26 protein-coding genes are annotated in these 26,873 nt (G+C 42.8%); 10 read left to right on the top strand and 16 right to left on the bottom strand.

Annotation, left to right across the window (positions count from 1 at the left end):
- Positions 1-9: 9 nt before the first annotated feature.
- The 6 genes from N5E84_RS16515 to N5E84_RS16490 form a co-directional block, all read right to left on the bottom strand.
- A complete protein-coding gene (locus tag N5E84_RS16515) occupies positions 10-474 on the bottom strand; it encodes a chemotaxis protein CheW (protein ID WP_017042330.1) in 465 nt (154 codons plus the stop codon).
- Entirely contained in the window at positions 474-1,004 is a 531-nt protein-coding gene (locus N5E84_RS16510) for a chemotaxis protein CheW (protein WP_017044938.1), read from the bottom strand. The genes N5E84_RS16515 and N5E84_RS16510 overlap by 1 nt, the downstream gene beginning before the upstream one ends.
- Positions 1,005-1,025: 21 nt before the next feature.
- Positions 1,026-3,182 (bottom strand): chemotaxis protein CheA, encoded by a 2,157-nt coding sequence (locus N5E84_RS16505; RefSeq protein ID WP_069211905.1) that lies wholly within the window; start codon positions 3,180-3,182, stop codon positions 1,026-1,028.
- 59 nt (positions 3,183-3,241) lie between these two features.
- Complete coding sequence (locus tag N5E84_RS16500; RefSeq protein ID WP_029388403.1) at positions 3,242-3,601, bottom strand: response regulator; 360 nt, start codon at positions 3,599-3,601, stop codon at positions 3,242-3,244.
- Between the two features lie 23 nt (positions 3,602-3,624).
- Positions 3,625-3,888 carry a lipid asymmetry maintenance protein MlaB gene (locus tag N5E84_RS16495; protein WP_019283030.1) on the bottom strand — a complete coding sequence of 88 codons (264 nt, stop codon included), beginning with the start codon at positions 3,886-3,888 and terminating at the stop codon, positions 3,625-3,627.
- A gap of 307 nt (positions 3,889-4,195) precedes the next feature.
- Complete coding sequence (locus N5E84_RS16490) at positions 4,196-6,259, bottom strand: tRNA(Met) cytidine acetyltransferase TmcA (RefSeq protein ID WP_019283031.1); 2,064 nt, start codon at positions 6,257-6,259, stop codon at positions 4,196-4,198.
- A 173-nt stretch (positions 6,260-6,432) separates the two neighbouring features.
- On the opposite strand from N5E84_RS16490, the gene N5E84_RS16485 reads away from it, so the two are divergent.
- Positions 6,433-7,467 (top strand): PotD/PotF family extracellular solute-binding protein, encoded by a 1,035-nt coding sequence (locus N5E84_RS16485; RefSeq protein WP_017044942.1) that lies wholly within the window; start codon positions 6,433-6,435, stop codon positions 7,465-7,467.
- Positions 7,468-7,538: 71 nt separating this feature from the next.
- On the opposite strand, the gene N5E84_RS16480 is transcribed toward N5E84_RS16485, so the two are convergent.
- A complete protein-coding gene (locus N5E84_RS16480) occupies positions 7,539-8,510 on the bottom strand; it encodes a ParB/RepB/Spo0J family partition protein (protein ID WP_017049342.1) in 972 nt (323 codons plus the stop codon).
- A gap of 7 nt (positions 8,511-8,517) precedes the next feature.
- Positions 8,518-9,735, bottom strand: a complete 1,218-nt coding sequence (locus N5E84_RS16475; protein WP_026027506.1) for a ParA family protein — start codon at positions 9,733-9,735, stop codon at positions 8,518-8,520.
- 1,229 nt (positions 9,736-10,964) lie between these two features.
- Here N5E84_RS16475 and N5E84_RS16470 point away from each other — a divergent pair.
- On the top strand, positions 10,965-12,941 hold the full coding sequence (locus N5E84_RS16470; RefSeq protein ID WP_017043500.1) for a replication initiator protein RctB domain-containing protein: 1,977 nt from the start codon (positions 10,965-10,967) through the stop codon (positions 12,939-12,941).
- 189 nt (positions 12,942-13,130) lie between these two features.
- On the opposite strand, the gene N5E84_RS16465 is transcribed toward N5E84_RS16470, so the two are convergent.
- Entirely contained in the window at positions 13,131-13,586 is a 456-nt protein-coding gene (locus N5E84_RS16465) for a hypothetical protein (protein ID WP_019283032.1), read from the bottom strand.
- A gap of 355 nt (positions 13,587-13,941) precedes the next feature.
- Between N5E84_RS16465 and N5E84_RS16460 the strand changes: the two genes are divergently transcribed.
- From N5E84_RS16460 to N5E84_RS16440, 5 genes are all read left to right on the top strand, one after another.
- Positions 13,942-14,139, top strand: coding sequence for a PA3496 family putative envelope integrity protein (locus N5E84_RS16460; RefSeq protein WP_017043498.1), 198 nt, complete (start codon positions 13,942-13,944; stop codon positions 14,137-14,139).
- A 159-nt stretch (positions 14,140-14,298) separates the two neighbouring features.
- The gene (locus N5E84_RS16455) at positions 14,299-14,508 is read left to right on the top strand and encodes a DUF3283 family protein (RefSeq protein ID WP_017046863.1); all 210 of its coding nucleotides are present in this window, start codon (positions 14,299-14,301) and stop codon (positions 14,506-14,508) included.
- Positions 14,509-14,597: 89 nt separating this feature from the next.
- Positions 14,598-15,314 (top strand): YebC/PmpR family DNA-binding transcriptional regulator, encoded by a 717-nt coding sequence (locus tag N5E84_RS16450; RefSeq protein ID WP_017044945.1) that lies wholly within the window; start codon positions 14,598-14,600, stop codon positions 15,312-15,314.
- Positions 15,315-15,481: 167 nt separating this feature from the next.
- Positions 15,482-16,345: an NAD(P)-dependent oxidoreductase gene (locus N5E84_RS16445; RefSeq protein ID WP_019283033.1), complete on the top strand. Its 864-nt coding sequence runs from the start codon at positions 15,482-15,484 to the stop codon at positions 16,343-16,345.
- Between the two features lie 462 nt (positions 16,346-16,807).
- Complete coding sequence (locus N5E84_RS16440; RefSeq protein WP_206211622.1) at positions 16,808-18,043, top strand: aromatic amino acid transport family protein; 1,236 nt, start codon at positions 16,808-16,810, stop codon at positions 18,041-18,043.
- 35 nt (positions 18,044-18,078) lie between these two features.
- Here N5E84_RS16440 and N5E84_RS16435 read toward each other — a convergent pair whose 3' ends face one another.
- The 6 genes from N5E84_RS16435 to N5E84_RS16410 all read right to left on the bottom strand — a co-directional run bounded on the left by N5E84_RS16435 (position 18,079) and on the right by N5E84_RS16410 (position 23,702).
- On the bottom strand, positions 18,079-19,140 hold the full coding sequence (locus N5E84_RS16435; protein ID WP_019283034.1) for an enterotoxin: 1,062 nt from the start codon (positions 19,138-19,140) through the stop codon (positions 18,079-18,081).
- 50 nt (positions 19,141-19,190) lie between these two features.
- Positions 19,191-20,300 carry a cytotoxin MakA gene (makA, locus tag N5E84_RS16430; RefSeq protein ID WP_019283035.1) on the bottom strand — a complete coding sequence of 370 codons (1,110 nt, stop codon included), beginning with the start codon at positions 20,298-20,300 and terminating at the stop codon, positions 19,191-19,193.
- A gap of 12 nt (positions 20,301-20,312) precedes the next feature.
- Positions 20,313-21,203 (bottom strand): hypothetical protein, encoded by an 891-nt coding sequence (locus N5E84_RS16425; RefSeq protein WP_029388404.1) that lies wholly within the window; start codon positions 21,201-21,203, stop codon positions 20,313-20,315.
- Between the two features lie 185 nt (positions 21,204-21,388).
- A complete protein-coding gene (locus N5E84_RS16420; RefSeq protein WP_013868236.1) occupies positions 21,389-21,784 on the bottom strand; it encodes a hypothetical protein in 396 nt (131 codons plus the stop codon).
- Between the two features lie 24 nt (positions 21,785-21,808).
- Positions 21,809-22,189 (bottom strand): hypothetical protein, encoded by a 381-nt coding sequence (locus N5E84_RS16415; protein ID WP_019283038.1) that lies wholly within the window; start codon positions 22,187-22,189, stop codon positions 21,809-21,811.
- 625 nt (positions 22,190-22,814) lie between these two features.
- The gene (locus N5E84_RS16410; protein ID WP_019283039.1) at positions 22,815-23,702 is read right to left on the bottom strand and encodes a LysR family transcriptional regulator; all 888 of its coding nucleotides are present in this window, start codon (positions 23,700-23,702) and stop codon (positions 22,815-22,817) included.
- A 125-nt stretch (positions 23,703-23,827) separates the two neighbouring features.
- Here N5E84_RS16410 and N5E84_RS16405 point away from each other — a divergent pair, with 125 nt between their 5' ends.
- The 3 genes from N5E84_RS16405 (at position 23,828) to N5E84_RS16395 (ending at position 25,809) form a co-directional block, all read left to right on the top strand.
- Complete coding sequence (locus N5E84_RS16405; protein ID WP_017043238.1) at positions 23,828-24,466, top strand: NAD(P)-dependent oxidoreductase; 639 nt, start codon at positions 23,828-23,830, stop codon at positions 24,464-24,466.
- 115 nt (positions 24,467-24,581) lie between these two features.
- Positions 24,582-25,304, top strand: coding sequence for a sulfite exporter TauE/SafE family protein (locus tag N5E84_RS16400; protein WP_019283040.1), 723 nt, complete (start codon positions 24,582-24,584; stop codon positions 25,302-25,304).
- A gap of 73 nt (positions 25,305-25,377) precedes the next feature.
- Positions 25,378-25,809, top strand: a complete 432-nt coding sequence (locus tag N5E84_RS16395; protein WP_029388405.1) for a YccF domain-containing protein — start codon at positions 25,378-25,380, stop codon at positions 25,807-25,809.
- Positions 25,810-25,888: 79 nt separating this feature from the next.
- Here the strand turns inward: N5E84_RS16395 and N5E84_RS16390 are convergent, their stop codons facing one another.
- Positions 25,889-26,755, bottom strand: coding sequence for a hypothetical protein (locus N5E84_RS16390; RefSeq protein ID WP_019283042.1), 867 nt, complete (start codon positions 26,753-26,755; stop codon positions 25,889-25,891).
- Positions 26,756-26,873 lie beyond the last annotated feature (118 nt).

Genomic DNA, 26,873 nt, shown 5'->3' with positions numbered 1-26,873 from the left:
AGTATTCCCTCACAAAATAGCGTCTTCTACGAATGTCTGATTTAACCCAGGTACATCAAAAAGGGTCTCGATATTAATTAGGATCAAATGACCGTTAGCCACACTAGCAATTCCCTTCATAAATTGTGGTTCAACCGTGGTGGATAAGGCTGGTACAGGTTTTATCTCTTCAGCGGCTAAGTCATACACTTCTGAAACACCATCGACAATAATGCCGAGCGGATTGCGTTGCGCGTCATTCAAAACAATAACAACTGTCGTGGCCCCAATCTGTGCAGGTGGCAGATGAAAACGAATTCGAAGATCAACAATCGGTACATACTCACCACGGATATTGAGTAAGCCAACTAAGTAATCCGGTGCATTGGGTACAGAGCGCACATCACTCCAGCCGCGAACTTCTCGGACCTCAAGGATTGGCACAGCGTACTCATCGTTATCCAGCACGAAACTAAGAAACTCTTGTTTAGACATCAGGGTTCCTCACTCAGTATTCGGTGCATATCAAGGAGCCCTTGGGTATCGAGCAATGACATGACCTCTTCGCCAACATTGAGCAAACCGAGCGAATACGCAGCGGCAGGTGTTTCCCCCACGGCAGGAAACAGCACATTATCTCCCTGGCCAATCACATCACTCACTGCATCAACGACTAAGCCCATAATACGAGGCCGCTCTTGTTGCAGGCTACGAAGTACCAACACCACAGTCGTGGGAAAGTAGCCACAAGCCTCCATACCAAATCGAAGGCGCAGATCGATAATAGGCACAATCATGCCGCGTAAATTAATCACACCTTTCACAAAGCTAGGCGCTCGAGGAATAGGCGTAGGTGGCTCCCATACTCGAATCTCTTCAACATCTTGAATTGCTACCCCGTACAACTCATTCGCTAACCGGAAACTCAGAAAATCGGCCTCACAGCTTCTTTCTTCATAAACAGCATTCAAAACACTCTGTGTTTGATTCTCTTGTTGATGATTTGGTGAATAATCATATTCCATGGCTCTTCCCTGTCACCTTCACTAAGCGGCAATAATCTTGGGAGATAAACTTGAACGTCGATTCGAGTACGTGGAGATTAACCCTTGAATATCTAAAATGAGCGAAACGGAACCATCTCCCAAAATCGTAGCTCCTGATATGCCTGCCACTTTGCAGTAATTTGACTCTAAGCTCTTTATAACCACTTGCTGCTGGTCTAGCAGCTCGTCAATCAATAAGCCAACGCGACACCCAGCGGCTTCAACAAAGCAGAGTATTCTATCGGGCAAAGCACCACTTGATCCCATTTCCAGTTCATCTTGCAGACGTAAGATAGGAATGTTTTCGTCACGAAGCCGGTACAGCTCAACCCCACCGGCGGCATACTTCACATTAGCTAAGTTGATTTGGATAGATTCGATAATGGTGAGCAGTGGGATGATGTAAACTTCCCCGCCTACTTTGATCAATTGCCCATCGAGGATGGCTAAAGTGAGTGGTAAACAGATAGTGAAATGGCTGCCTTTACCTAACGTGGATTCGACATCAATATGCCCACCCAACTCTTCGATATTACGTTTTACAACATCCATACCGACGCCACGACCTGAAATATCAGACACTTGTTCTGCTGTTGAAAACCCTGCGGCAAAAATAAGGTTAAGGATCTGTTTGTCGGTGATATCTTCACGCCGTGTATCTTTAGGTAATACACCTTTTTCTAGCGCCTTTTGAAATATTCTTTCACAGTTTATCCCCGCGCCATCATCTTTCACTTCGATCACTATCGAGCCACCTTGATGATAAGCATGTAGTTCAATGGTGCCGATTTCTGGTTTGCCTTGTTCAAGGCGAATGTGTGGCTGCTCAATTCCGTGGTCAATACCATTTCTGACTAAATGAACCAATGGATCAACAATACGTTCAAGGACGGTTTTATCGAGCTCGGTGTGCTCGCCAATGATGTTCAGTTCTACTTTTTTTTCAAGTCGGCCGCACAAGTCTCGCACAAGGCGAGGAAAGCGGCTAAAAGCAAAGCTCATCGGCAGCATGCGAATATTGAGCACATTTTCTTGTAAATCTTTACTGTTTTGCAAAAGCTGAACTAGGCCTGCTTGCAACTTTTCTAATTTATCCATGGTGAAATCGTTACCGATTTCGGTCAGCATTGATTGGGTGATAACAAGTTCCCCAACCAAATTAATCAGGCTGTCGACTTTCTCAATATCGACGCGAATAGAGCTTACGCTGGATTCTGCTTTCGCCACTTTGGGTGCAGCAGCGGGCGTAGACTCTATTGATTTTATGAGATCGATGGGTTTTATGAGATCTACTTGCTCTGCAGATGCGGTAGGGGGAACAGCGTTCGCATGAAACGTAGGTGGCACCTCGGCCAAAGATTCCTCGCTCTCGCTGATCATACCTTGGGTCGTCGATTCTTGTACTAAAGGTTCAACAATTAAGTCACATTCATCTTCAACCCATTCAAAAATTTCGCGAATATCACTCTCTTGCACTTGGCTACTGAGGAAAATAGTCCAGCTTAAATAACAAAGCTCAGCCTCTATTTCCGCCAATTCGGGAAGGTGTTCAAGCTGAGCTTCCGCCCTGCACTGATCATCCAGTTCATAAAGCTCTCGCAGCAACCGAAGTGGATCATTACCACTGAAATAAAGTTCTCTATGCGGAGTAAAAACGACTTTCCAACCTAAGTGGTTCTCGTTGTCAGAAGCCTTTAAGAGCGATGACGTCTGTTCATCTTCGGCGTCAAGCGAGTGATGGTCTGCTAGTTCATGATCAACCGTTGAATTGTCGGCAAGTAAAGCATGCAGTGACTGGCTGACTCTCTGCTGAAGCTCACTATCAACCTCATCATGGCTCTCATGCCCCGCGAGCATATTGCGAATGCAATCACCGCTTTTCAGTAAAATGTCCACACTTTGAGCGGTGAGAGTTGATTTTTCGTTACGGACGAGGTCAAGATACGCTTCGACAGAGTGGGTAAATTCACTGATATCCAGTAAACTAAAGGTCGCCGCGCCACCTTTAATCGAATGGGCAGCCCGAAAAATGGTATTAATAGTCTCTTTCTCAACCTGATTAGGGTCAAGATTAAGCAGTACATTTTCAAGCACTTCAAGATTTTCACGACACTCTTCGTAAAACATCTTGCGCAACAGTTCCATGTCTAAAGCCATAGCTCTTCCTGCCAGTTAACGTCGTTTAACGAATGAAGCTTCTAATAAAATACGGTGTTCTATATGACCCGTTTTAGTGTTTTCAATAGCGTCTCAGGGTTGAACGGTTTAACCAACCATCCTGTAGCTCCAGCGAGTTTTCCTTCTTGTTTCTTTTCCATACTCGTTTCGGTGGTTAGCATCAAAATAGGAATAAACTTATATTGAGCATGACCACGTATCGCTTTAACTAACTCAAAACCACCCATCACTGGCATGTTGACGTCCGAAATAACAACATCAAATTTGGTTTGTTGTGCCTTACGTAATGCATCACTTCCATCAATAGCAGTTTCAACGTCATAGCCTGCATCTTTCAATGTATGGCTTAGCATTTGACGAATTGAAACCGAATCATCAACCGCGAGGATCTTTGTCATAGCCTCTTCCTTGCAAAATCTCATTACTCTGCGAACAAGCTTTCTAAAGCCAGTAGCGCAATACCTTCATTGAGCGTGTTTGTTGCGTTAACTAAAGTGATCTCAATTCCAGCTCGCTCTGCTGTCATAAACAAAGTAGCAAGCAGTTGTAGACCGGCAGCATCCACGCTATTGACTCGTGATGCATCTATTGTTAAAGGAGGAGTTAGGCTTAGCCATTGAAGATAATTTGCTTTGGAATCTAGTACCGTTGAAATTTCCAAAGACTCCGCCAACAAAAGATCCATATCTCATCCTTACGTACTATTTATATTCTATGTTTTAGGAGAACACCTGACTTTGAGTGTAGGAGGGAATACTCATTAAGCAAATGATTGAACACGTTAGGAACAAAAATAAAAACCTCATAATAATGGTGACCGTATGGTTAACTCATTAATATAGTTTAGATTTTTTATTCTGTGACTAGAACAAAAAATCCTACTCTTAAGACGTAAGTAGTAGGACTTTTTTGTCATATGACAAGCACAGTACATCTGGAGAAGGTGTCTGCTCTTACATTATTCACGCTTTACACTGTAAATTGGCTGCAGTTCATTGCGTTGAATGATCCACTTTACAGTGTAAATCATCTAATAGTCGATTGAGGTCATGACGGAGGGTAGCCTCAATCATTTTCCGTCCAGTGAGGTTTAATTGACTGGCACACTCTTGCCAGCTTTTCTTTTGCAACACTTTGACAATAAGTAGATCAGATAATCGTGATAGAGCAGCTTTATCCAATGAAGTAATTAGCCGATGAATCCATACACTCACACTCTCATAATCCGCACCGCCTTGTGCGTAACAACGCAGCAATGAATAAGGTAGGAAATTAACTTCATTTGAATCCGCGCATGCGACACGATCTCGGACCAATGACAAGGTGGTCCGAACCAAAGCCGGCTCTAAACTTTGTAAAGAATCAGATAGAGAGAAAATGAAATGCTGTTCGAAAATCTGTTCTGCCCGAGTTAACCAATCCAATTTTTTCGCTTGAACCATGATTAAGGAAAAACAGCCACTCGCACTGTCTCTGTGGCTCCCTAGTTTTATCGGAACAAATTGGTTCTTAGCCCAAAAAGCCATTAAATCGCTCGTTACGCCAAAACTCGTCGCTAAATAGTCGGCATCATTTTCCAGCATGCACGCTTCAATCAAGCGGCTGCCCAACCCTTGATTTTGTAATTCGGGATGAACTGCAATACGCATGATGCGCTGACAAACACTCTGCGCAGCCTGCGTAATACCAACTTGATTAGCTAAGCAAACAGGAACTAGATGACCTTTAGGACGTCGCTTTCCTCGTTGGATTTCTTCCACTAAAGCGTTACAAAGCCCACCTTCACGTACTGTCAGCAAACAACCGACACAAACCTCGCCTACCATTGCAGCAACTAGCTGAACTTTATCGTCCGCTAAAAAATGAAATAGATCGTTCGGTGATGTCTGGTAATGAGCATTCACTAATAACGAAAAAATAGCGGCTAAGCGTGTCGGGTTGACAATGAGTTGAGCCTTATCCAGATGCTCAATGTTAAGTGTCGCTAACTGTTCTGATGTCATCGTCGGCAATGTAGCTAAATCATAACGAAGGAGGAAAGTATCGTAATGCCACGCTTCTAACGGATCACCCTGACGCCAACGGATCGGCTGATCTAAATGGAGAGTTCGAGTCCCAGCTCGATGGTGTGCTAACCAAGTTTGAAACTTAAGCGTGAACCCTCTCCCACACCCTTCGTAGCCATGAATGGTGGTAGAGAAGACCGCACGATGATAGTGTTCAACCCAGTTTTTTAACATTGATAAAGGCAGCGCGGCCGCTTCATCTACCAATAGGAGATCACACTGTGGCCGATGTAAAATCAGCTCATCCGGTGCCACAAACGTCAATGACGAGTTTTGCCAAGTAAGGGATTGTCTGGTGACGCGAGCGCCTGCTAAACCTTTAGCCGCATGTTCAAATATCGGCGCTACGGCATGGATTGAGGGTGCCGTGACCACAATATCTAATGAACGAGACGCCATCAATTTAGCCGCAGCAATACCAAGCGCACTGCTTTTCCCTCGTCCCCGATCGGCAGTGAGAACCAATGGTCGCTTGCGATGCCCATCCATCACACGAAGAATTGCTGAAACCGCATCAACTTGCTGTTCATAAATCGGTGATTGAGAACTGACTCGTGGATAAACGGGTAAAGGAGGGCAAGGTTGATTCTGTTCTATAACAACAAGCTGTTCGAACGCTCGCGTTAACCAGCGCTCAGCAAAAGAGTCGTTACGCTGAGGGGCTTCAATGATCAACAGTAACCCACCACCGACCAGTGAACCCAGCGCAGCACTGAAACTGTTCGCATCAAAACCATGGTGATTGTCACAAATAAGTAAATGGCATTCTTGACCAAGAAACTGCTGCCCTTTGTTGAAGGGGGCATAACGAACGCATGGTAACGGTTCTCCGCCTAACTGAAATATGGCTTGCCCCTCATTTTTTGCGAGAAAATGCATAAGCACGTGTTGTTGCCATTGAGGCTCACCACGGATTAAGAGCCCCATACGCCATAGGCTATTCTCAGCCTGCACCATCAAATCATCTAAATAAGCCGCTATCATGTTCATATTTACGCCACCTCGCTGAAACGCAATGGTAGCACAGCCGCTATAATCACTGTGCGTCGTTAAAAATATTTTTCTTTACGACAAATTATATTTGCTTTAATCGTGACCATTTTTAACTAATTATTCACCTACACCCCAGTACATTTCTGGGCTATTTAAGGAATTCAAATGCAATGAAAACTTTCATCAAAGGATTGGTTTTGGCAGCAGCTCTAACTTCTTCACACGTAAGCGCAGACAACAAAACACTCAACGTTTATGCATGGGGAGGATATCTTCCAGAAAAATCCCTCAAGCAGTTTGAGCAGCAGGAAGGGGTAACGATTAACTATTCGACCTTTGAAAATAACGAGTCAATGTATACCAAGCTCAAGTTGCTCAAAGGTGGCGGTTATGATGTGGTTTTTGCCTCAGCGTATTTCATTGAAAAAATGGGACGTGAAGGGTTACTAACCGAGCTGGATCATGCACAAATCCCGAACATGAAAGATGCCATGCCTTCACTACTCGGCCAAGCACACGATCCCAAAAATAGTTATTCCCTGCCCTATATTTGGGGGATCACTGGCCTCAGCTATAACGAAGCATTAGTACCAGAAGGTGTCTCTCGCTGGGCTGATTTGTGGGATAAGAAATATAGCCAACAAGTGATGTTGATTGACGATATTCGCGATGTCTTTGGTATGGCGCTGATCTTAAATGGCTTCAGTATTAATACAAAAAATGAAAAAGAGATTGAAAAAGCCTACCAATCATTGGTTGCGTTAAAAGATAATGTACTGTTGTATAACTCTGATGCGCCACATGTGCCTTATGTCTCAGGTGAAGCAGCGTTAGGGATGCAATGGAACGGGAATGCCTACCAAGGCCAAGTTGAGATGCCAGAGCTAAAATTTGTAATGCCGGAAGAAGGCGCAGTCTTGTGGATGGATAACTTTACTATTCCATCAGGAAGCAACAACAAAGCGTTGGCGCATAAATTCATCAACTTCATGTATCAAGCAGAGAACCAAGCTGAGATTGTAAATAGCTTAGGTTATGCATCGGCAACAAAAAGCGGCCGAGCGTTGCTTCCAGCAGAACTTCGCGACAATCCAACGATTTTCCCAGCCGATGAAGATATGGCTAAAGGAGAATTCATTAATGATGTTGGGCCTGAAGCGCTCGCTATCTACGAAAAATACTGGCAGCGTTTAAGAAATCAATAGATTCGAACTGAATAGACTTAGTTACTAAAAAACCCGCCGTGGCGGGTTTTTATTCTTTACATGATGGATGCTTAATCAAGCTTAGATTGAATAAAATCTAATATTTCTTGCACCGTAGCATCATCCACCTTTTTCAAATTAAGCGCTAAATTACTGCCTTTACGACTGTAACTTACGCGGCCTTTGATCAGATCAATTTTTACATGCTCAGTGCGCTTAGGTGGCAACAACTCTTGTATCCAAGACTCAATTGTCTCTGTGACTTCTTTCGTCAATCGGGCAACACCTTGTACGCTACTACGCTGCCAAACAAATCCATCTTCAGATTGACACTTTTCCAACAAATTTGCTTGTTGCTTTGCATCGAGTTCATTAAATTGTTTATGTAATTTAACTATGGTTGGACGACCTAATTCAACCACATTTGGATAAGCTTGCAATAGCTCAAGTGGCAAAGCCGCTGCTTTTAGAGCACCACTTACTAGGGCCTCACTGCACTGAAATATCTTGGCTAAAGCTTTTTGGTCTTCCGCTTCACCGTTATCCAGCTTCGCTTGCATCTCTTTACCCTTCTCATAAAGAGAAAGCGGCTTGTGCGCGTTTGCCACATCCGAAAGAAACTTCGCATGTTCCGAGTTTATGTCTTCAGCGACATAAACCAAAAATTCTTTACCCGCCAAGATACAAGACATTCGACGACGGCTGCCATCAAGGACTTCAATTTTGCCCCCAGCGGTTTTACGACCAACCGCAGGATATTGCTGACCACGCTCGCGTAATGTACTCAATACATCAGATAGAGCATGCTCATTCAGAAAAGCTTGTTCACGCGCATTCTGCGTAAAAACAATCGTCTTTTCCGCTACTTGATCAGCGGGAATCCTGACCAGTTCGAAAGTGACTAACTCTTCTCCCGCAACCGCCAATTCGATGATTTGCGCTTGTTCTTTCGCTGCCGTTTGGGCTTCTTGCGGGGTGGTTGCACGTCGCTTATTCGCTTTACCAAACAGTTTCGCATTTAGTTCAGACGTTTTAATTGCCATGTTTTACTTACCCCTGATTTAGTGATGACCAATGACTGTGAAGCACTCGCTCAAGCTCCAGTGCACTTTTTTGCACAGCGTCTTGCGCAGTCGCTAGCGTCTTTTTACCACCTTCAAAATCGCTGGTGGTGAGATCAAAAACGGTGCTGTAGGTGTCAGCACAGGTTTCAAATGCTCGGCTACGCGGAATCGTCGCCATCATGACTTGATCACCCAACAGGTAATTCATTTCCGTTAATACCGAGACTTGCTTTTTATTATCATCTTCAAACATCGTCGGCATCAAACGTACAAATTCTAACCCTTTCCAATCTTCTGGAAACATTTCATAAACCGTAGGAAGGTGTTGAAAGAAATTGACGGTTGACGCCCAATCTAATCGCTTAGCCGCGCACGGGATCAGTAATGCATTGGAAGCATACATTGCATTCCATACCAATGGATCAACGTGTGGGCCAGTATCAATCATAATGATGTCAAAATCATCGCCAATCTTATCGATAAGTTTCTCTTTCAGCAGTCGAACAATATCAAGCGATTGGTTTTGCGAAAGATACTGCCACGCTTCTGCGTTAAACATTGCATCTTCAGGAAATGCAGAGATGGTTTTTAAATTGGGATATTGGGTTGGCAACATCACGTTCTTATGTAAGAACGCCTTGTCCACTTCAGTGTCTTCAGGCACGTTGTCTAACATAATATCAACGGCAGAATAGATATTACTGTGCTCTGATAAACTTATTTGCGGGTTGAGAAATAACCGTAATGAACCTTGCGGATCTAAGTCAATCAAGCAGATACGGTAACGCTGATCCAAATTCAGGGCGAGGCACGCGGCTAGATGGACAGCCGTCATTGATTTACCTGTCCCCCCCTTTTGGTTCTGAACATTGATGACCCAAGGCTTATGATCACCATGCTTTTTCCTTTGGTGGAACTTAGGCACACCAGCGGCATCCATGAGCATGTGGGCTTCCGCTAAAGAAATTGAATAGTGATTTGCATTGTTTTTAGTAAATTGATGGCCAGCTTGTTCCATTTTGGAAATGGCATCATCTAGCTTACGGCGTGTTAAGCCTGAACGAGTTTCCATTAGCGCTTTTGACATCGCTGGGAAATGGTCATCACTACGTTCTTCTAAAACAATTTCAATTCGGTCAGCTTGCACCTGTTGAGTTTGCTCGGCGAGCTGGTAGAGATTCGCTATGGTTTGTTCTCTTTTCATTGCCAAATTCCATAATAAGTACCTAACGCAGATTGTACAGCAAACAATTTAATACTCAACAAAAAGGTGAACATTCACTTTTAGATTAATGTCACAATAAATAGAAAAACATATCGGAATTTAATGAATTGACCTCATTATGGTCATCATTTTTCCTTAAATAATGGACAACTTAGTCCATTATTTATTTGAACATTAAAAATATTACAACGTAACTTATTTACATTGTAAATGAGCTTAAAATACCCGGAACGATTAGAGAAGCAGCATAATTTACGGTATGTGTCATTTGGAATGATGTTCCCCCTGCAGATCAATTAAATAATCGCAGAACATGAATAATAATAACTAGAGCGACAGGGCAGGGGAAACTTATCCTTTTCGTCAGGGTACCAGGACGCATGATCAAGGCTAACATGATGATCATGCGTCCGAAGAGATCCCTCGCCACAGGAACAATGATCAAGAGGAATTAGCGCCTTCCTTATCAGCAAATAATCAGAAAACAAATGGATCTTCATCGGATCAATGATCAAGTGTGATTTAAGCTCGGAAGCATGTAAAAATAGCGCATAATTACGGGTGATTGCAGATGGAGTAGGGGCTGAGCAAGATACCTAGTACATAACAAATAAAATTTAAAACACACCAAATAACAAAACCTTCTTCAATACGCTCTTGATCATGCTTTCGACACACTCTCACTCCTTATAATAGAAGCTGTTAAAAGAGTTATTTGTCATTTCAATTCGTGTTTATGCCAAAATCGACTTTGAAAGAACATTTAATGCACTTCCTTGATCATCTTTCCAAAGAAAAACCAAGCCCATATTCTTCATCTAGCTCAAATAAAATAATCACTTCAACTCATCATGTGGATAAGTTGTGCATGAGCCATGATCATGCTTTAAGAAAGTGTTTGATCATTGATTCATTCGTCTGATGATCATCGTTCGGAATGTGATTGATCATGCTTTCTTCTCTACAATGATCATGTTTTCAGTTTTCTATGATCATGCTTCTGAAGGGAATTTTTTTTTATCTCTATAAAACAATCAATTAGGCTGCTCATTAAGGCCTGATCATTAGATCATATAAGCAATATAGATCAGAATAATCAAAAAGATCAGTTATTTAAAAGCAATAAGTTTTTCTTTATTTATGATCTCTTTTTCTTTATTCTATTGGAACTATAGCGATATTACGGCTAGTGTGATACGGATCTAATAATGAACGCAGACGAAAAAATATTGATCAAAGCACCAAGGAGCCACAAAGATGGGCATCTTTTTGAAGTTTCAGAAACTGCTGTTGATTGGGTTGATCAATACCAACATTTTAAAGGTGTTACCAAAAGTATCGTTGAACTTCTTAACCTGATCTCATTAAGAGGTTTCCGCAGCCAAGATGGGTTAGTCTCAACAACAGAGTTAATTGAAGCAACCGATGGCCAATTGACCAGAGCGGCTATTCAGCAACGGCTGCGTGCTGCAGTAAGTATTGGTTTATTTAAACAGATCCCGGTGAGATTTGAAGAAGGTTTAGCTGGCAAGACAATGCTGCATAAATTTGTTAACCCAAATAAGCTCATCTCTGTGCTTGGTTCAACCAGTCTGGTAACTGAATCAGTAAAACAGACAGAAAAACGCAAGCGTTCAAAAGCGCTGGCTCAAACTCAGGTCAATAAGCGTTTGTTGACAGAGCATGGGCTAAATATTCCACCAGCGATGAAAGACGAAGCGGATCAGTTTGTGGTTTCACCCACCAATTGGGCTGGGATCATTGATCAAGCATTAGCTCCACCGAGAACTCGTAAAAGCTACCAGAAATCAATGGTGTCGATTTCTGGTACCCGTGCGATCATTGAAACTCGTTCTTCTAAAAATATCATGACAGTTGATGATCTAATGACACTGTTTGCACTGTTCACCTTAACGGTGCAATACCACGATCATCACCAAGAAGATTACCAACTTAATACCAAACACACACCGAATAAAACCCCATTGTACATTACTGACATTTTGTCGCTTCGCGGTAAAAAAGATAGTGGCCCAGCAAGAGATTCTATTCGCGATAGTATTGATCGGATTGAATTTACAGACTTCCAACTGCATGAGTTAACAGGCCGTTGGCTGAGTGAAAACATGCCAGAAGGATTTAAGAGTGATCGTTTTCGGTTCCTAGCAAGAACGATCACCGCTTCTGAAGAAGCGCCAACGGAAGGCGCTGATGGTGAAATTAGGATCAAACCTAATTTGTACATTTTGGTGTGGGAGCCTTCATTCTACGAAGAGTTACTCACTCGCGATTACTTTTTCTTGTTTCCACCAGAGATCCTAAAGCAACATACGTTGGTCTTCCAACTCTACTCCTATTTTCGCAGTCGCATGTCGCGTCGCCATACCGACAGCATGCTACTGAGTGAATTGAACCAAAAGTTGGCCCGTAATATCGAATGGCGTCGTTTTTCGATGGATCTTGTCCGTGAGCTAAAACGATTATCGGAAGGAAAGGGCAGCGATTCGTTATTTGTCGTGAATCTTTGGGGCTATCATTTGACGGTCACCACACTGGTGGATAAAGAAAAAGTGATGGATTACCAAGTCGACATTAAATGCGATGTGGAAGAAGTCCTGCGCTACTCGCGCGCTCGTACCACCAATGCAGGCAAACGCAACATGGCCCCAACGTTACCTAACCCACTGCGCAATGAGATGGTTTCTAAGCAAAAGCTAGAAGAGCTTTCTGAGATCATTGATGGTGAGTTTGAACCGATTCAACGTAAAGCACCGTCTCCAAAGGGTAAGCTAGGACGAAGAGTCAAGCAGCGCAAACACCTAGTAGAGATCAATGCCGATGAAATTACGATTACCTTATCTAAATATACCTCTCCAGAGGCCCTAGAACGCAGTATAACGGCGTTATCAGCAATGACTGGACATCCACCATCCTCTATCAAGGAAGAGTGTACAGAGCTGATTGATAAGCTGGATTGGCTGAGGGTTGGAAATGAGGCGATCTCTTATGAGACGTTAAGTAAATTGATCGAGCTCTATAACACGAAAAACGAGAATAAACATTTATCGATCGAACGTTTGATCTCGGGTCTCGCGGTACGCCGCAAAGTGTGCAAGCAAGTGTACGAGGGGCATTTAGATGAATCCGTATTCCGGGCACTTGATGAAGTCGCTATTGGTATTTAAAAGGTATTTAAAACCAATTTACAACACAACCTTGACATGTAGCTGACATTTTGTTTTAGAAGGTTCGTTAGTATAGAAAACGAATAGACAACCTTTTGTCCTATCTGATGAATTAATAGATTGGCTCATATATGTTTTTAGCGAGTTATATAACTCGCTATTTTTTTATCTGTTGATCCCTGCAATCAATTAATACCCTCGCTTTATACCTTGATCATCGTTCCACGCGTAATATGCAAGAAATCGAACATGAGCATCAATTAAACTTTGGGATAAGGCCTCATCAACGTGCTGTTGGTTGAGATGTTCCAAACTCAGTACCATCAACTGCTGCATCCGTTTTATACACCAAGATTTTAACTCAAGTTCACTATTCGGCTCCGAGACACAACGCTGAAAACGAGCGTAAGCAAGCTGCAGATATTGGAAGGCAAGCTCACCGTCAATAAGCTTGTAGTACTCATATTGGCGCAGGCAAGCATCAAGCCAACAAGCAATTGCTTTACTTTGATCATCACTCAGATCCGGCCCCCAGATCTCTTGTGGAGCATTAAGGATCAGAGGTTGTAATTGAGCCACCTGATCATAGCGCTTGTTCAGATGCCATTGATGGATCTCAGTTAACCAGTCGTGAAGCTTACACATCGCGTCTTACCTACAACTTTAAATGCATTAACTACAGTCTGGTGTATTTCAAGCTTATTTGCCAAACAGAAATGGAGAACCATGAGCTAAAAATCAGCACATTGAAAGAGCGTGGGGTAGGGGGGGCTGCGACAGTATGCAACAGAATAAAATGAGCGCTAAAACGCTTGAATTCATGTATGTAATATTTAAATTTAGCCTCGTCTAGCAAGGTTGGCAAAGTAATATTAATAGTTTTAAAAATAAGGTTTCTAAACCATCGCCAAAATCACAATATGGACGAAATATGCTTAACAAATCAAATGTCGTTTGCTACAGATTACATGTCCCTTACGTGGTTTGTTCGGAGGTAACAATGTCCATAAATTCTATTGACCATGACGAAATGACTGATATTGCAAATAAGTGGGACTTCACGGAAGAAGTAGAAACTCAAAAACCAGTTAAAAACCTTAAATCAGCCGAAGCTCGCCGTCGTATTGAAGCATTAAGAGAGATTCGAGAAAGTGGTTTAACCATTGAAGAAGCGAAGGAGCTAGGCATACTTCACTGACGAGTTCTCACCATTAATCCCCTAAGGGTGGCGCATAGCCACCCTTTATATTTTCCAATTTTCTTGATTTCATACCGATAAATTGCACATTTATGCTCTTAATTTTCCTATGTCCTATGCTATATTTCGTGCCACGTATTTACCGATCTAGGCTAACTCATGTCCTTCAACCTATCTTTACTTGCCGCTGAAGAAAAAAACAAAGTAGAGCTCGATAAACAAGCTTCCTTTCTTGTTTGGAAACTCAAGCAAGGAAAAGCAGGGCCTGAAGCGATCACTCAGCAGCAGTCTAAAATTGCCAGTGAGGCCGAAAAAGAGTGGTTTTTACAATCGGTGAACAAATACAAAAGAGTGATGGGTGTTGCGTAGCATTCATGTCTTTGCTAAGTGGAAAATTGAAATGATCCCACTTTTTGCTAAAATCCCTCGCGTTAAATTGAATTAGAGAGATCATCCCTATGGGAAGAAGTTTTGAAGTGCGCAAAGCCTCAATGGCGAAAACTCAAGGCGCAAAAATTAAAGTCTATTCCAAATACGGTAAAGAAATTTACATGTGTGCGAAAAATGGTGGTTCGGACCCAGACATGAACTTGTCTTTGCGCCACCTGATCACAAAAGCGAAGAAAGACCAAGTTCCAGGCCACGTTATTGATAAAGCGCTAGATAAAGCCAGTGGTGGTGGTGGTGAAGACTACCAACCTGCTCGTTACGAAGGTTTTGGCCCTGGCGGCGCAAGTGTTATCGTTGACTGCTTAACAGATAACGGCAACCGTACGTTCCAAGATGTGCGTCAATGCTTTGTTAAAACGGGTGCGAAAATTGGTACTCCAGGTACCGTATCACACATGTTTGATCACCAAGCGGTATTTCAGTTCAAAGGGGATGATGAAGATTCTATCCTTGAAGCACTGATGATGGATGATGTCGATGTGACGGATGTTGAACTGGAAGATGGTGTGATCACTGTATTTGCACCTAACACTGAATTCTTCAAAGTGAAAACATCGCTAAATAATCAGTTCCCTGATTTGACTATCGATGTGGAAGAAATCACGTTCGTTCCACAAACACACACACCGGTCACGGGCGAAGAGGCGGAGAAATTCCAGAAGTTCCTCGACATGCTAGATGACTGTGATGATGTACAACAGGTTTACCATAACGCTGAGCTGTAATAGAGCGAATTAATGAGAAGCCGAGTGATTGACTCGGCTTTTTTTTATCTGTGCATTGCTAACCGTGGTCTTATTCATAGAGAATGACGCAAGGATACATACAGCCCACACTCAGTTACGTGTGTTCGTCCGTTTGGGCTGCTGGGTAATAATAAAAGGAGAAGTTAATGAAAGTCAGTTTTATTGGATTAGGGGTTATGGGATACCCTATGGCTGGGCATCTAAAAAACGCAGGATTTGATGTTAGCGTCTACAACCGCACTCAAGCTAAAGCGCAGCAGTGGTCGCAGCAGTATCATGGGCATGCAGCGCAAACAGTCGCAGAGTGCGTGCAAGATGCCGATGTGGTTTTAACCTGCGTTGGCAATGATGATGATGTCCGTAGCATGACGACCAGTGACGGCGGCGCGATAGGGGCGATGAAACGCGGCGCAATTTTGGTTGATCACACCACCACATCGGCACTGTTAGCCGAAGAGCTGGCGTCTGCGGCTCATAAAGCGGGCATTCGCTTTATGGATGCTTCTGTTTCTGGTGGCCAAGCAGGGGCTGAAAATGGTGTGCTAACCATTATGTGTGGTGGAGATGCCGAACTGTTTGAGCAGCTGCAACCCGTATTTCGTGCTTATGGCAAGTCATCGGTGCTGATGGGGAAAGCAGGGCAAGGACAACGCGCAAAAATGGTCAATCAAATTTGCATTGCTGGCGTATTAAATGGCCTGTCGGAAGGATTGATCTTAGCGGAAAAGTCAGGGTTAGATATTGGCGTTTTGGTTGATTGTTTGAAAAATGGAGCCGCAGGCTCATGGCAGATGGAAAACCGCGCTGTGAACATGTCAATAGGTAAATTTGATTACGGCTTTGCCATTGATTGGATGATCAAAGACTTGGGCTTTTGTTTGGATGAAGCGCAACGAAACGATCTAAAATTGCCGATGACAGAAAAAACTTATTATGCTTACCAAGCCTTGTCTGAGCAAGGTGAGGGAAGAATGGATACTTCTATCCTTATCAAAGCCGTTAATTCATAAATATCACAGCTCAGAGATAGACTCAATTGGCCCTATTTAGGGCCATTTACACTGTAAACCTATAAATCGATTCCTATTTATCTTCTGGCTCCGCATACCTACAGTGTCTATCTGTGTGCCTCTTTTTGAAAAATAATTGTATAAAACCATGATCGCCTACCGATTAGGGAGGACAAATGTCCTTCATTTTTGTTTGCTGTGCGTGACAGTGCTGGATAAATCGTCAGCTAATTACATTTACTGAAAAATTTTAAAATTTGGTTTTTAGTTTCAATAAACTAACATGAAGCCAGTTTAATATGCTGTTAATTCTGTGTTTTCATGGTTTTCAATCCAAGCTAGGCCCCTTGATTATAGTGATTATGACCAAGGTCTCAAAATGATCATAATGATTAATAGGAGTAGGATTCGCGACATTATTATTTTTATATAAGTGAAAAAGCAGTGAAAGACACTAAGGAAATGGCTCATTTTAGTCATGTTCAGATTTCCAATTGGACTAAACACGACACCTATTGGCTACTCAGTTTATTTGGTACGGCCGTTGGGGCTGGCATTCTATTTTTGCCAATCAACATTGGGTTAGGTGGTTTCTGGCCATTAGTGTTAATGGTCTTACTCGCTTTTCCGATGACTTATCTCTCTCATCGTGGTCTTGCTCGTTTTGTTCTCTCATCGCGCCGTCCTAATGCCGATTTTACCGACGTTGTTGAAGAACACTTTGGCCAAAGGGCTGGTCGCTTGATCTCTTTGCTGTATTTCCTCTCTATTTTCCCAATCTTACTGATTTACGGTGTAGGTCTAACTAACACGGTTGATAGCTTTTTGGTTAATCAAGCGCAGATGGTCGCTCCCCCTCGGGTGCTACTTTCTGGTGGCTTAGTCTTTGCGTTAATTGCCATTATGCTGGGTGGCGAGAAGATCATGTTGCGCGCTTTTGCTGTTATGGTTTATCCATTGGCGGCTATTTTATTATTTCTCTCGCTCTATTTGATCCCGTATTGGTCAGTGCCGTCATTAGTCTTGCCGCAAACGAGTGATTTCTTACACACAGTGTGGTTAGCCATTCCTGTCGTGGTGTTTTCTTTTAGCCACGCAGCGGCGATCTCAAGTTTTGCCAATGTTCAACGTCGTCATTATGGCGCGCTAGCGGATAAAAAATCAGAGCAGATTCTGCGTTACACCAGTCTTGTATTGATTCTGTTTGTCTTGTTATTCGTGTTCTCTTGCGTATTGGCTTTATCACCAGAGGCATTGCAAGAAGCAAAAGTGCAAAATATTTCAGTGCTGACTTACCTTGCCAATGTCACAGATAATCCCTTTATCGCCACACTAGGCCCTTTAGTGGCGTTTATTGCCATTACCTCTTCCTTTTTAGGGCATTTCCTTGGTGCGCGAGAAAGCCTGACTGGATTGCTGTGTAAAAACTTTGGCCTGTCACTGCGTTTTGCTGGGCGACTCACCATTGCGATTTTGTTTGTCACGATTTGGATTGTCGCGATACTCAACCCCAGCATTCTGGGAATGATGGAAGCGTTTTCAGGCCCCGTGATCGCTATGATTCTGTTTATTATGCCGATGATTGCTGTATTCAAAGTGCCATCGCTGGCGAAGTATCAACAGCAGATGAGTACACCCTTTGTCATGGCAATAGGGTTATTGGCGGTATCGGCATTGCTTTATAACTTGCTCAATTAAATCAGCCATTGGCTCCGTCACTGGAGCCAAATCAATTACTTGATTTGAGCTTTTGTTATTTGAGGTTGTGCATTATTGAGCGTTGATGCTACCTCCAGAATATCTTGCCACTCATTGTAAGCTGATTGGTACCAAACTTGCTCCAGAATGACAGCTTGTGAATCTTGTGCTTTGGTAAGGTTAGAAACGACGTTGTTGGTTTCATTGTATAAACTGAGCACCGTGGTTTGTAGTGTATCTAAGGATCGGCTGATCGCCGCACAATCGTTGTTAACTTGATCGACACTTAGCAATAGGGCATTGAGAGACGCGATTTGTTGTTGATCTTGAGAGAGCGTTTGTTGATCGTGGTTGATGGTATTTAAAGATGATTGGATATCGCTTTGCAGGCTAGATATCTCACTTTGTGCTTCTACAATAGAGCTAACACCAAACCCTGCCAATATCAAAGAACCTCCCAGTGTAAACGGAGCAAGCACCACGCCAAAAATCGTTTCAAATATCCCTTTCTTACGCTGCGATTGAGCATTCGCAATGGCGGTTTTAAATGCTGCTATCTGCTGTTTCATTAGATCAATTTGGGCGTTAGTGGCGATAATTTCTGCTTGGATGGAAACTTCTTCTTGCTGGATTTGTGCAATAGTTTGTTGCAATGTGTTATGAGCATCTTCCACTTGGCGAGCCCAAGCATTCAATCCCTCATCATAACGTTTTATATTTGATGTAAGACTTTGAATCGGATTTTGTAATGTTAAGATTAATGAAGTGAGCTGCTTTAGTTGAGCGGCGTCAAAACGGGTTTCTAGTGCTTTGAATAAGGTTAAAATTTGAACATTAGAATCTTTGAATGTATTCGCAATGGAAAGAACACTGTCCATAATGTCATTTGAAAAATATAAATTACCACTCAAACGCCATTGTCGTACCAGTTTTTGCACCGCATTTAAATTTTGTTCTACCTGAGCATACCAATGTTCTGCATTGCCTTGATCAATATAAGTTTCAACAACGCCTTGGCATGCAGAATTTAGTAACACCATAGCGCTAATAGATGCAGGAATGTCGGTTTGAAGTTGCTCGCTGGCTGATTGATTCATGATGGTCCTCGAAAAAGAATAAAAGGGGGCGTAACCCCCTTTAGTAATGTTTAAGCTGCTTGTTTTACTGCAGGTGCTAACTCTTTCGTTTCGATAGCTATTTTTGCGCTAGCTAGCTGTTTAGCAAGTTCAACCGCATCATCCCATTCGTTTTTCGCTGCGTCAGACATCACTTTTTCCATAATAATGCTCTGCATGGATGCACCATTATTAAGCTTGGTTACTACATCATCTAACTCGTTACCAAAGACAGTCCACGTCGTTTCAAAATCAGATAATACTGATGTCGATGTTTCAATCGCTGAAACGACGGCGCTACTGGCATTGGAAAGCCCCTGTAAAGCGATAATCTGTTGCTGATCTTCAGCTTTTTGTTTTTGTTCTTGCGCGATGCTGTCGTAGTCATCATCAATTTGATTTTGTAATACGCCCCACGTAACACCACCAGCAATAATCGATGCCGCGCCAACGGCGGCGATACCGCCGGAGACTACAGCTGCGGTGCCAGCGGTTGCGACGGTAAGCGCAACGCCTGCGACGAGCATAAAGATGCCAACACCAACCGCAACTTGTGCATAGACTAGATCTTTATTCAGTTTCTCAATGGCTGCACGATTGTTGTCTATTGCGTTATTCATACTTTCAATATCTGTTTGTAAATCGATAATTGTTTTTTGAATATTGGTCGCACCATTGACTAAGTCATCATGTGCTGCTTGCATTTTCACCCCCCAATCAGAGAGTTCCTTATTCATCCCTTTGACTGTGGCTTCGATACCGCTGACTTGAGAAGATAGGGCGGTCATAATCTGTGAAGCTTGCTGAACCGTCGTATTGTCTTTGCCACTTGCTGTTGGCTCCGCTTTATATAACTCATGAATGGCATCGATTGATGCTTGGAAAGTGGCGTCAAAATTAATTACGCTGGAGGGAATCGATGCTGATACTTGTGGTCCCAAATCGTCAATCCATTGCTTAGCAACCAATTTTGCTGAGTCTAATTTTTTACTCAGGTCATCAAACCAATCTGGTTTTACCGTAGGTGGCGTAAATTGTGTATTTAAAATGGCATGGCACTGCGCTGTGATGACTGTGGTTGCCAAAAATGCAGATTGAGTGGTTTGCTGTGTTGGGTTCAACTGAGTAACTTGTTGTGACATTGTGTATCTCCTTTACTGTTCTTGAATGGTGTTATTTAGCGTGTTGACTAAAACGGGTTTTCCAATGTTTGGCGGTAAACTAATGAGTTGCACAAATTCTGAAATGGTTTTCCATGAGGCTGAAGCAATCTTGATGGTTTGCAAATCAGTCAATAGGGCAGGGTCTGAACCGCTTTGTAAGGCGTTGATCAGTTCGTTTACCTTGTCTAATTCGTCTTGCCATAACAATGAAAGTGCTGGCAAGCTATCATCAATTTTTAGGAATTCTTCGCTCATGTTGCTGAGGGTTTGAATAATGGCTTTAGTAATGGCAGCCGCTTGTGCTTCTTCACTGGCTAGTGTTTGTAATTGAGTGAGTTTGTCTAAATCTTGTTGTACCTCTTTCGCGCTCGATATTGTGCTGTATGCACTGTAACCAACCGTGAATAGCGCACCAGCAAAGGAAAGGAATGGTACAGACGTCGTTGCTCCCATTACGACACCGTAGGAAATAGTGACCATACTTTGTATGTAAGCTTTTCCTGCTCTTAATTGGGCCGCCGTGACATTGGCTCCTAAACTGGCAATGGATTGCGATAGAGAGCCTATCTCTGTTGCAATGCGTACCATTGCTTGTTCTTCGCTCGCAAGTTCATTCCAGCCATCTTGAATGCTGGATGCGAGCAGCTCCTCTGCATTTTTCGCTTGGCTGTAAGATTTCGTGAAAACTTGCTGAGCTTCATTTGTTAACGTGATATTTTGCTTTAACGTTTTTTGCAATAATTGTAAGCATTCAATCCATTGCTTCGTACTTGTTATCGCCTTACTGTTTTGTGCGCAGGCATCGAACGTGGTCTGATAATTAATAAACGATGTAATAATTTGCGCAAAAATTTTAGGCTTTTGCTGCATAAACTCATTCATTACCGCTCTTAAGATCTCAGTCCTGCTTCGAACTTCTACGAGCCAGTTTGGATCTTTTGCTACATGGCCAATAAAGAGAGAGTTGCACGTTGCATCGTAGTTACTAATACCTAAAAAATCAGTATATACGTCGGTCAGCATATTTAATGCGGTATCAACATTTGGGCTTAACATGAGTTCGCCCTCTACAGTGAAATAACGAGGAAAGGATCAAACGTTAATCTTGCACCATCAATAGACAAGGTCGCATTGTATTGTTGTGTGCTGGCTTGTCCTTGCGCTTCAACTCGGCCTTCCCAGAATTCATCACCGCTTAGTCCTTGCTTAGTGGGTATACAAACTCTGTCATTTATCATTTGCCCATTAAACTCGACAATATCAACTTCATTGTCTGGTGAAATAGCGACAACTCGCCAGCATAATAATTGACCGTCTTTACAGGCTGTTTTTAACTCAGCTTGGCCTTCATTACCCGAGCCCATATATTTATTTGTATCAATGAGATAAATGTTACTTTGCAGATCTCGACTTGCCAGCGCTGCTGCTGCATCTACGACCATGAGTATTTCTACTTTTTTCATACAATGTTCCTTATTTAGATGGAGTTATTGAACTTCGAGATAAGGTGAAAAATTCATTGTTATTCCGTTTATTGAAAGAGAAATGGTATATAGATAACGCCCAGTATCCCCGCGAGTCTGAACTCTGCCTTCCCACGCGTCATTAACAGGGCTTGGTAAGCAAGCGTTTTGATCAATCATGTCACCAGAGAATCCCGTTATATTGACTTCGTCATCTGGCGAAATGGCGCAGCTACGCCAGCAAATAAACTGACCATCTTGAGATACCGTGTGGAGTTGGCACGTTCCTTCATCCCAAGAACCAAGCCATTGGTTACTATCAATTAAGTAAACGTTATCCATTAAGCTCGTGGTTGCTAATGCTCCGGCACAATCAACCACGATAAGTATTTCTATTTTTTTCATTCAATACCTACTGACGTTTATTTATGGATCCACAGAATATCACTGTACTGATTTAACCATTTCGAATGGTTTTTTGGGTTATATCTATTAAATCTTATTGATATTAGTGTTGATATTTACATGTTTATAATCTTTATGTGGATAAATATAGTTAGTGATTTCAGTTAATCAAGGTTGCATAACTAATATGTACATATCAGTATGTACATAAAATAATTTTATAATGATATTCATGGATAGATCTTAAGTTTAATTTCATTTTTGTTATTTATTAAGCGCTTAATTTGCTAGCTTAATCATGTTTTTTCGTGAGATATTGAAAGGGATAATAAATGCTCATTTACTTGATGAAATTTTTATTTCAGGGTTAAATGATGATTTCAACAATGCTGGTTATTTTTACTAATAGTATTAAGTAACTTATCCACATTTATTGTTGATTGTTTTAGTGTAAGTAAAAATATATTTTTATTTTTACTTAACTTTTTAATAGGTAGATAGTATGTCTGTGAGATAAATGAGGTTATCTACAATATTAATTATAGATAATTTCATTTTTGGCATTAACACTATGTTTAATCTAGCTAATAATATTGATTAAATTATTAGCTAGAATGACTTAACGCTAAGCGATGAGATCGTTTTTCCAGCTTTGAGCGATGAAATCAATGAATTGGCGAACCAATGGGGTTTGATAGCTACGAGAAAGATACACAGCCCATAGTGCGCTGCTTGGGCTGTGAAACTCTGGCAAAACGCGTACTAGTGTTCCTGAGGCGATAAAGACATTTGCAAGATCGCATGGTAGCCGTACGAGGCCTTTGTGATGTAGGGCAGCACGGCATAAAATTTCCATATCATTAGCGCGGATGTTGCCATTCACGGTGACAGAGAGCTGTTCATTGTCTTTAACCAGATCCCACTTGTTATTACTCATGTGCACAAAGCAGTTGTGCTGGGTTAAGTCATTGGGTGTATTGATAGGAGGGTGTTGGTTGAGATAGCTAGGGGAAGCGCATATGACGGTGCCGACGCTCATTAAACGGCGAGCGATGAGCGTATCATCCGGCTGTTGGGTAAAACGCAGGGCAATATCCACGCGTTCATCGACCAGTTGTGAAAGGCGATCTGAAGCGACAATGTCAATTAACACATTGGGGTATCGTTGCGTGAAGTCTTCAACAACGGCCAATAACATGTTTTGAGCAAGGCCTATCGGCGCGGCAATGCGAATGGTACCGTTTAAGAGTTGTGACTGTTCCAACGCTCGTGTTTCAAGTTCGGCAGTTTGGTGCAAAATTTGTTCGCAACGGATTAAAGCCTCTTCACCGGCGGTGGTTAGGCTGACTTTGCGTGTCGTGCGGTGCAGTAACCTCTGCTTTAACCAATCCTCAACTTCTTGGACATGACGTGACACTTGTAATCGACTTAAGCTCAAGTTGTCTGCGGCTTTGGTAAAACTGGCAGTATTTGCCACTTCGATAAAACTGCGCATGGCGGTTAGTCTGTCCATGGTAGGCCTTTATTAGATACGAATGTTGATACAATCTACATCATTTTTGGGTGTTTTTCCTCCTTCGTTTAACTACTAGACTACAATTGTTGTCGAGAAACAGAAACCGAATGAGGAAATAAATTATGAAAATTGCAGTATTAGGCGCATCAGGTTGGATTGGTAGTCACATTGTCAATGAAGCAAAAGCACGGGGCCATGAGGTGATCGCGTTAGTGCGTGATTCAAGCAAAGTCGATGCTGAAGGTGTTAGCGTTCAATTATTTGACTTACAACAGCCTTTGTCAAAAATTAGCGCTGCGTTAGCTGGTGTTGATGTCGTGATCGCTTCTATCGGCGGACGTGCAGCTGGCAACCACGATATTGTTGCGGCTACGGCGCAAAAACTGCTGTCGGATCTACCGCAAGTGGGTGTGGATCGCCTACTGTGGGTTGGTGGTGCGGGTTCATTGGAAGTCGCTCCCGGTATCAAATTGGTGACCGTAGAAGGTTTCCCTGAAGAGTACAAAGGGGAAGCATTAGCGCAAGGCGAAGCGTTGGATCTCTTCCGTGCGAGTACAAGCAAGGTTAATTGGACATTTGTTAGCCCGGCCGCTGAGATTTTTCCGGGTGAGAAACAAGGTGCTTACCGTGTGGGCGGTGACGCTCTATTGTCTGATGCTGAAGGTAACAGCAAAATCTCAGTCAGTGATTATGCCCTTGCGATGATTGATGAGTTAGAAAGTGCCGCTCACCCTCGTCAACGCATTGGTGTTGCTTACTGATACCAGACCGATAGATCCATTTGGCTATTCTCAGGATCGAAAATTGCTGATAACGTGAACGAAGTAATGCTCTCTATGGGCATTACTTTTCTTTGTTTCGCTTATAGGCATTTTAATGGAAATGTTCAGTAGTACGGCGCTTATCGCCATGTTTCTTATTTTCTTGGGTTCATTTGTGCAAACGGCGATTGGTTTTGGTTTAGCGATCGTCGCAGCGCCCTTGCTGTTTTTGATCTCCGCCGATTACGTTCCTGCCCCCATTTGTATCGTGGCGCTGTTTATTTCTATCTTGAACGCCTTAAAGCATCGCTCGAACATTGAGCTCGGCGGTTTAAAAATGGCGCTGATTGGTCGCGTTCCCGGTTCAATTGCGGGCGGTATCCTTCTGGTTTTAGTCTCGACGGATGTACTGGCGTTATGGCTTGGTTTATTGGTGTTATTTGCCGTGGCGGTTAGTTTATTGCCGTATCGCATCGAACCGACCCCGATAAAAATGGGTATTGCGGGTTTTTTCTCCGGCTTCTTTGGCACCAGTTCCGCGATTGGTGGACCGCCGATGGCGTTGATCCTACAGCATCAAGAAGCGAATCAGTTGCGTGGCAATCTTTCGGCATTTTTTGTGTTTAGCTCGATCATCTCTTTGATCATTCAAATATCGGCAGGTTTTCTGACGTTGCATCATTTATGGATAACGATTCCGCTTATCCCCTCAGCTTGGTTGGGTTATAAGTTGGCGATGATGACCACGCAATCACTGCCCAAAGATAGCATCCGTTTCGCTGCGTTGCTGCTTTGTACGATAAGCGGCGTTACGGCGGTATGGCATGGTTTAGCCTAGCGTTAATCTTCCGTTCAGGTCATGCAATGATACTGAAAGGGTTTATGGGTCTATTTTATACGGAGTAACAGTGATGAGAACAATCGGCAATATTATTTGGTTTTTACTGGGCGGAGTGTTTATGGGGCTCGCTTGGTGGTTTTTTGGTCTCCTTGCCTTTATCAGCATTATTGGCATTCCATGGGGGCGTGCTTGCTTTGTTATCGGTAACTTTTCGTTTTTTCCTTTTGGGCAAGAGGCGATTTCCCGTGATGAATTGACCAATCAGCAAGATATTGGTACCAGCCCATTTGGCTTAATCGGCAATGTGATTTGGTTTATTTTCGCTGGTTTTTGGTTAGCCGTTGGTCATATTTTATCGGCGGTGGCGTGTTTTATTACCATTATTGGCATTCCTTTCGCACTACAGCATTTGAAACTCGCGGTTATTTCTTTGGCTCCGATTGGTAAAACCATCGTCCCGAAAGAAGAGGCGGCTAGAGCTCGCTATTCTTCTTATCGCTAATATAGGTTTGGTTTTTTGCTCCTTTCCTCTCGTTTTTCTCTCTCAGTGACGAGGGGAAGGGGGCATTTTTCCAAGGCGATTAATACGCTTTAATCCCAAACTCTCGCAGTTTTCTGGGCAGAATGTCATCTAAATGGGCAATGTCTTGCGGGTGAATATTAATCAGAGCAAAGCCGTGATCGTGGTAAATCGCTTGTGTGTGTAAGCGAGTTTTTTCGTCGGTCACGCCACTATCTGAACCCCAATATTGCAAATACACTTTTCCTGCTGGCAGATAAAAATCGCACATCACATCAGCTTCTATCGGCAACTGACGCTCATAAGCGTGGACGACGCCTGCCAGATAGAGCCAATTATCGATCAGTAATTCGCCGGTTGAGCGAACATAGTGGCCGTCTAAGGTGCGATGTTTTGCCTCAAATTTTTGGCGAAAGTGAGACAATGATTTATCGGTCGATTGGCTATGAGCATCTTGCCCTAAAAATTCGACGATGGACTGTTTCAGACGTTTATGGCGAGTCACCGTATCATGCCAAACAACAAAGAATTGCTCAGAAGATTTATCTTCACGTTGCTGGGCGCCAGCTCTGAGCCCAGCCTCCGTTACTTGCCAGCCTTTTTCTGTTTTAGATATCCAGCCTAACTCACTCAATAGTTGATTTATTTTTTTGGGGTTGAGCCTGAAATGATCGCCAAGCTGAGTGGCACTTAACGTTTTCCCGCTGGTGGCTTGTGTGTCGACGAGCAAGTTTTCCGGCCAGACAATAAATTGGCCATATTGCGTGTGCTGGGCGTATTCGCCGCCAAATTTTGCTCCTAGTTCTGTTAATACCCACTTGTTGTCGAAGCGGTTAATGTACCCTGCTTTTTGGAGGTTACTGAATAGTTGTTTAGCGTCGGTATTGCGCAATTTAGCCAGTGCCGAGGTTGAATGTTTTTCTACCATCGTTCTCTCCTATCCCTCTTGAAATCGATCCAACAGATTGATATCCCTACCTTACTTGAATTTTTAATAAATGACAGTGTGAGTGCATGAGATCGTTTTTAAAAAACAGAGTGATTTG

Source organism: Vibrio sp. J502 (assembly GCF_025397955.1).
Lineage (GTDB): Bacteria > Pseudomonadota > Gammaproteobacteria > Enterobacterales > Vibrionaceae > Vibrio > Vibrio anguillarum.
The sequence above is the reverse complement of the archived record's forward strand: the minus strand, read 5'-3'. Positions and strand labels throughout refer to the sequence as shown.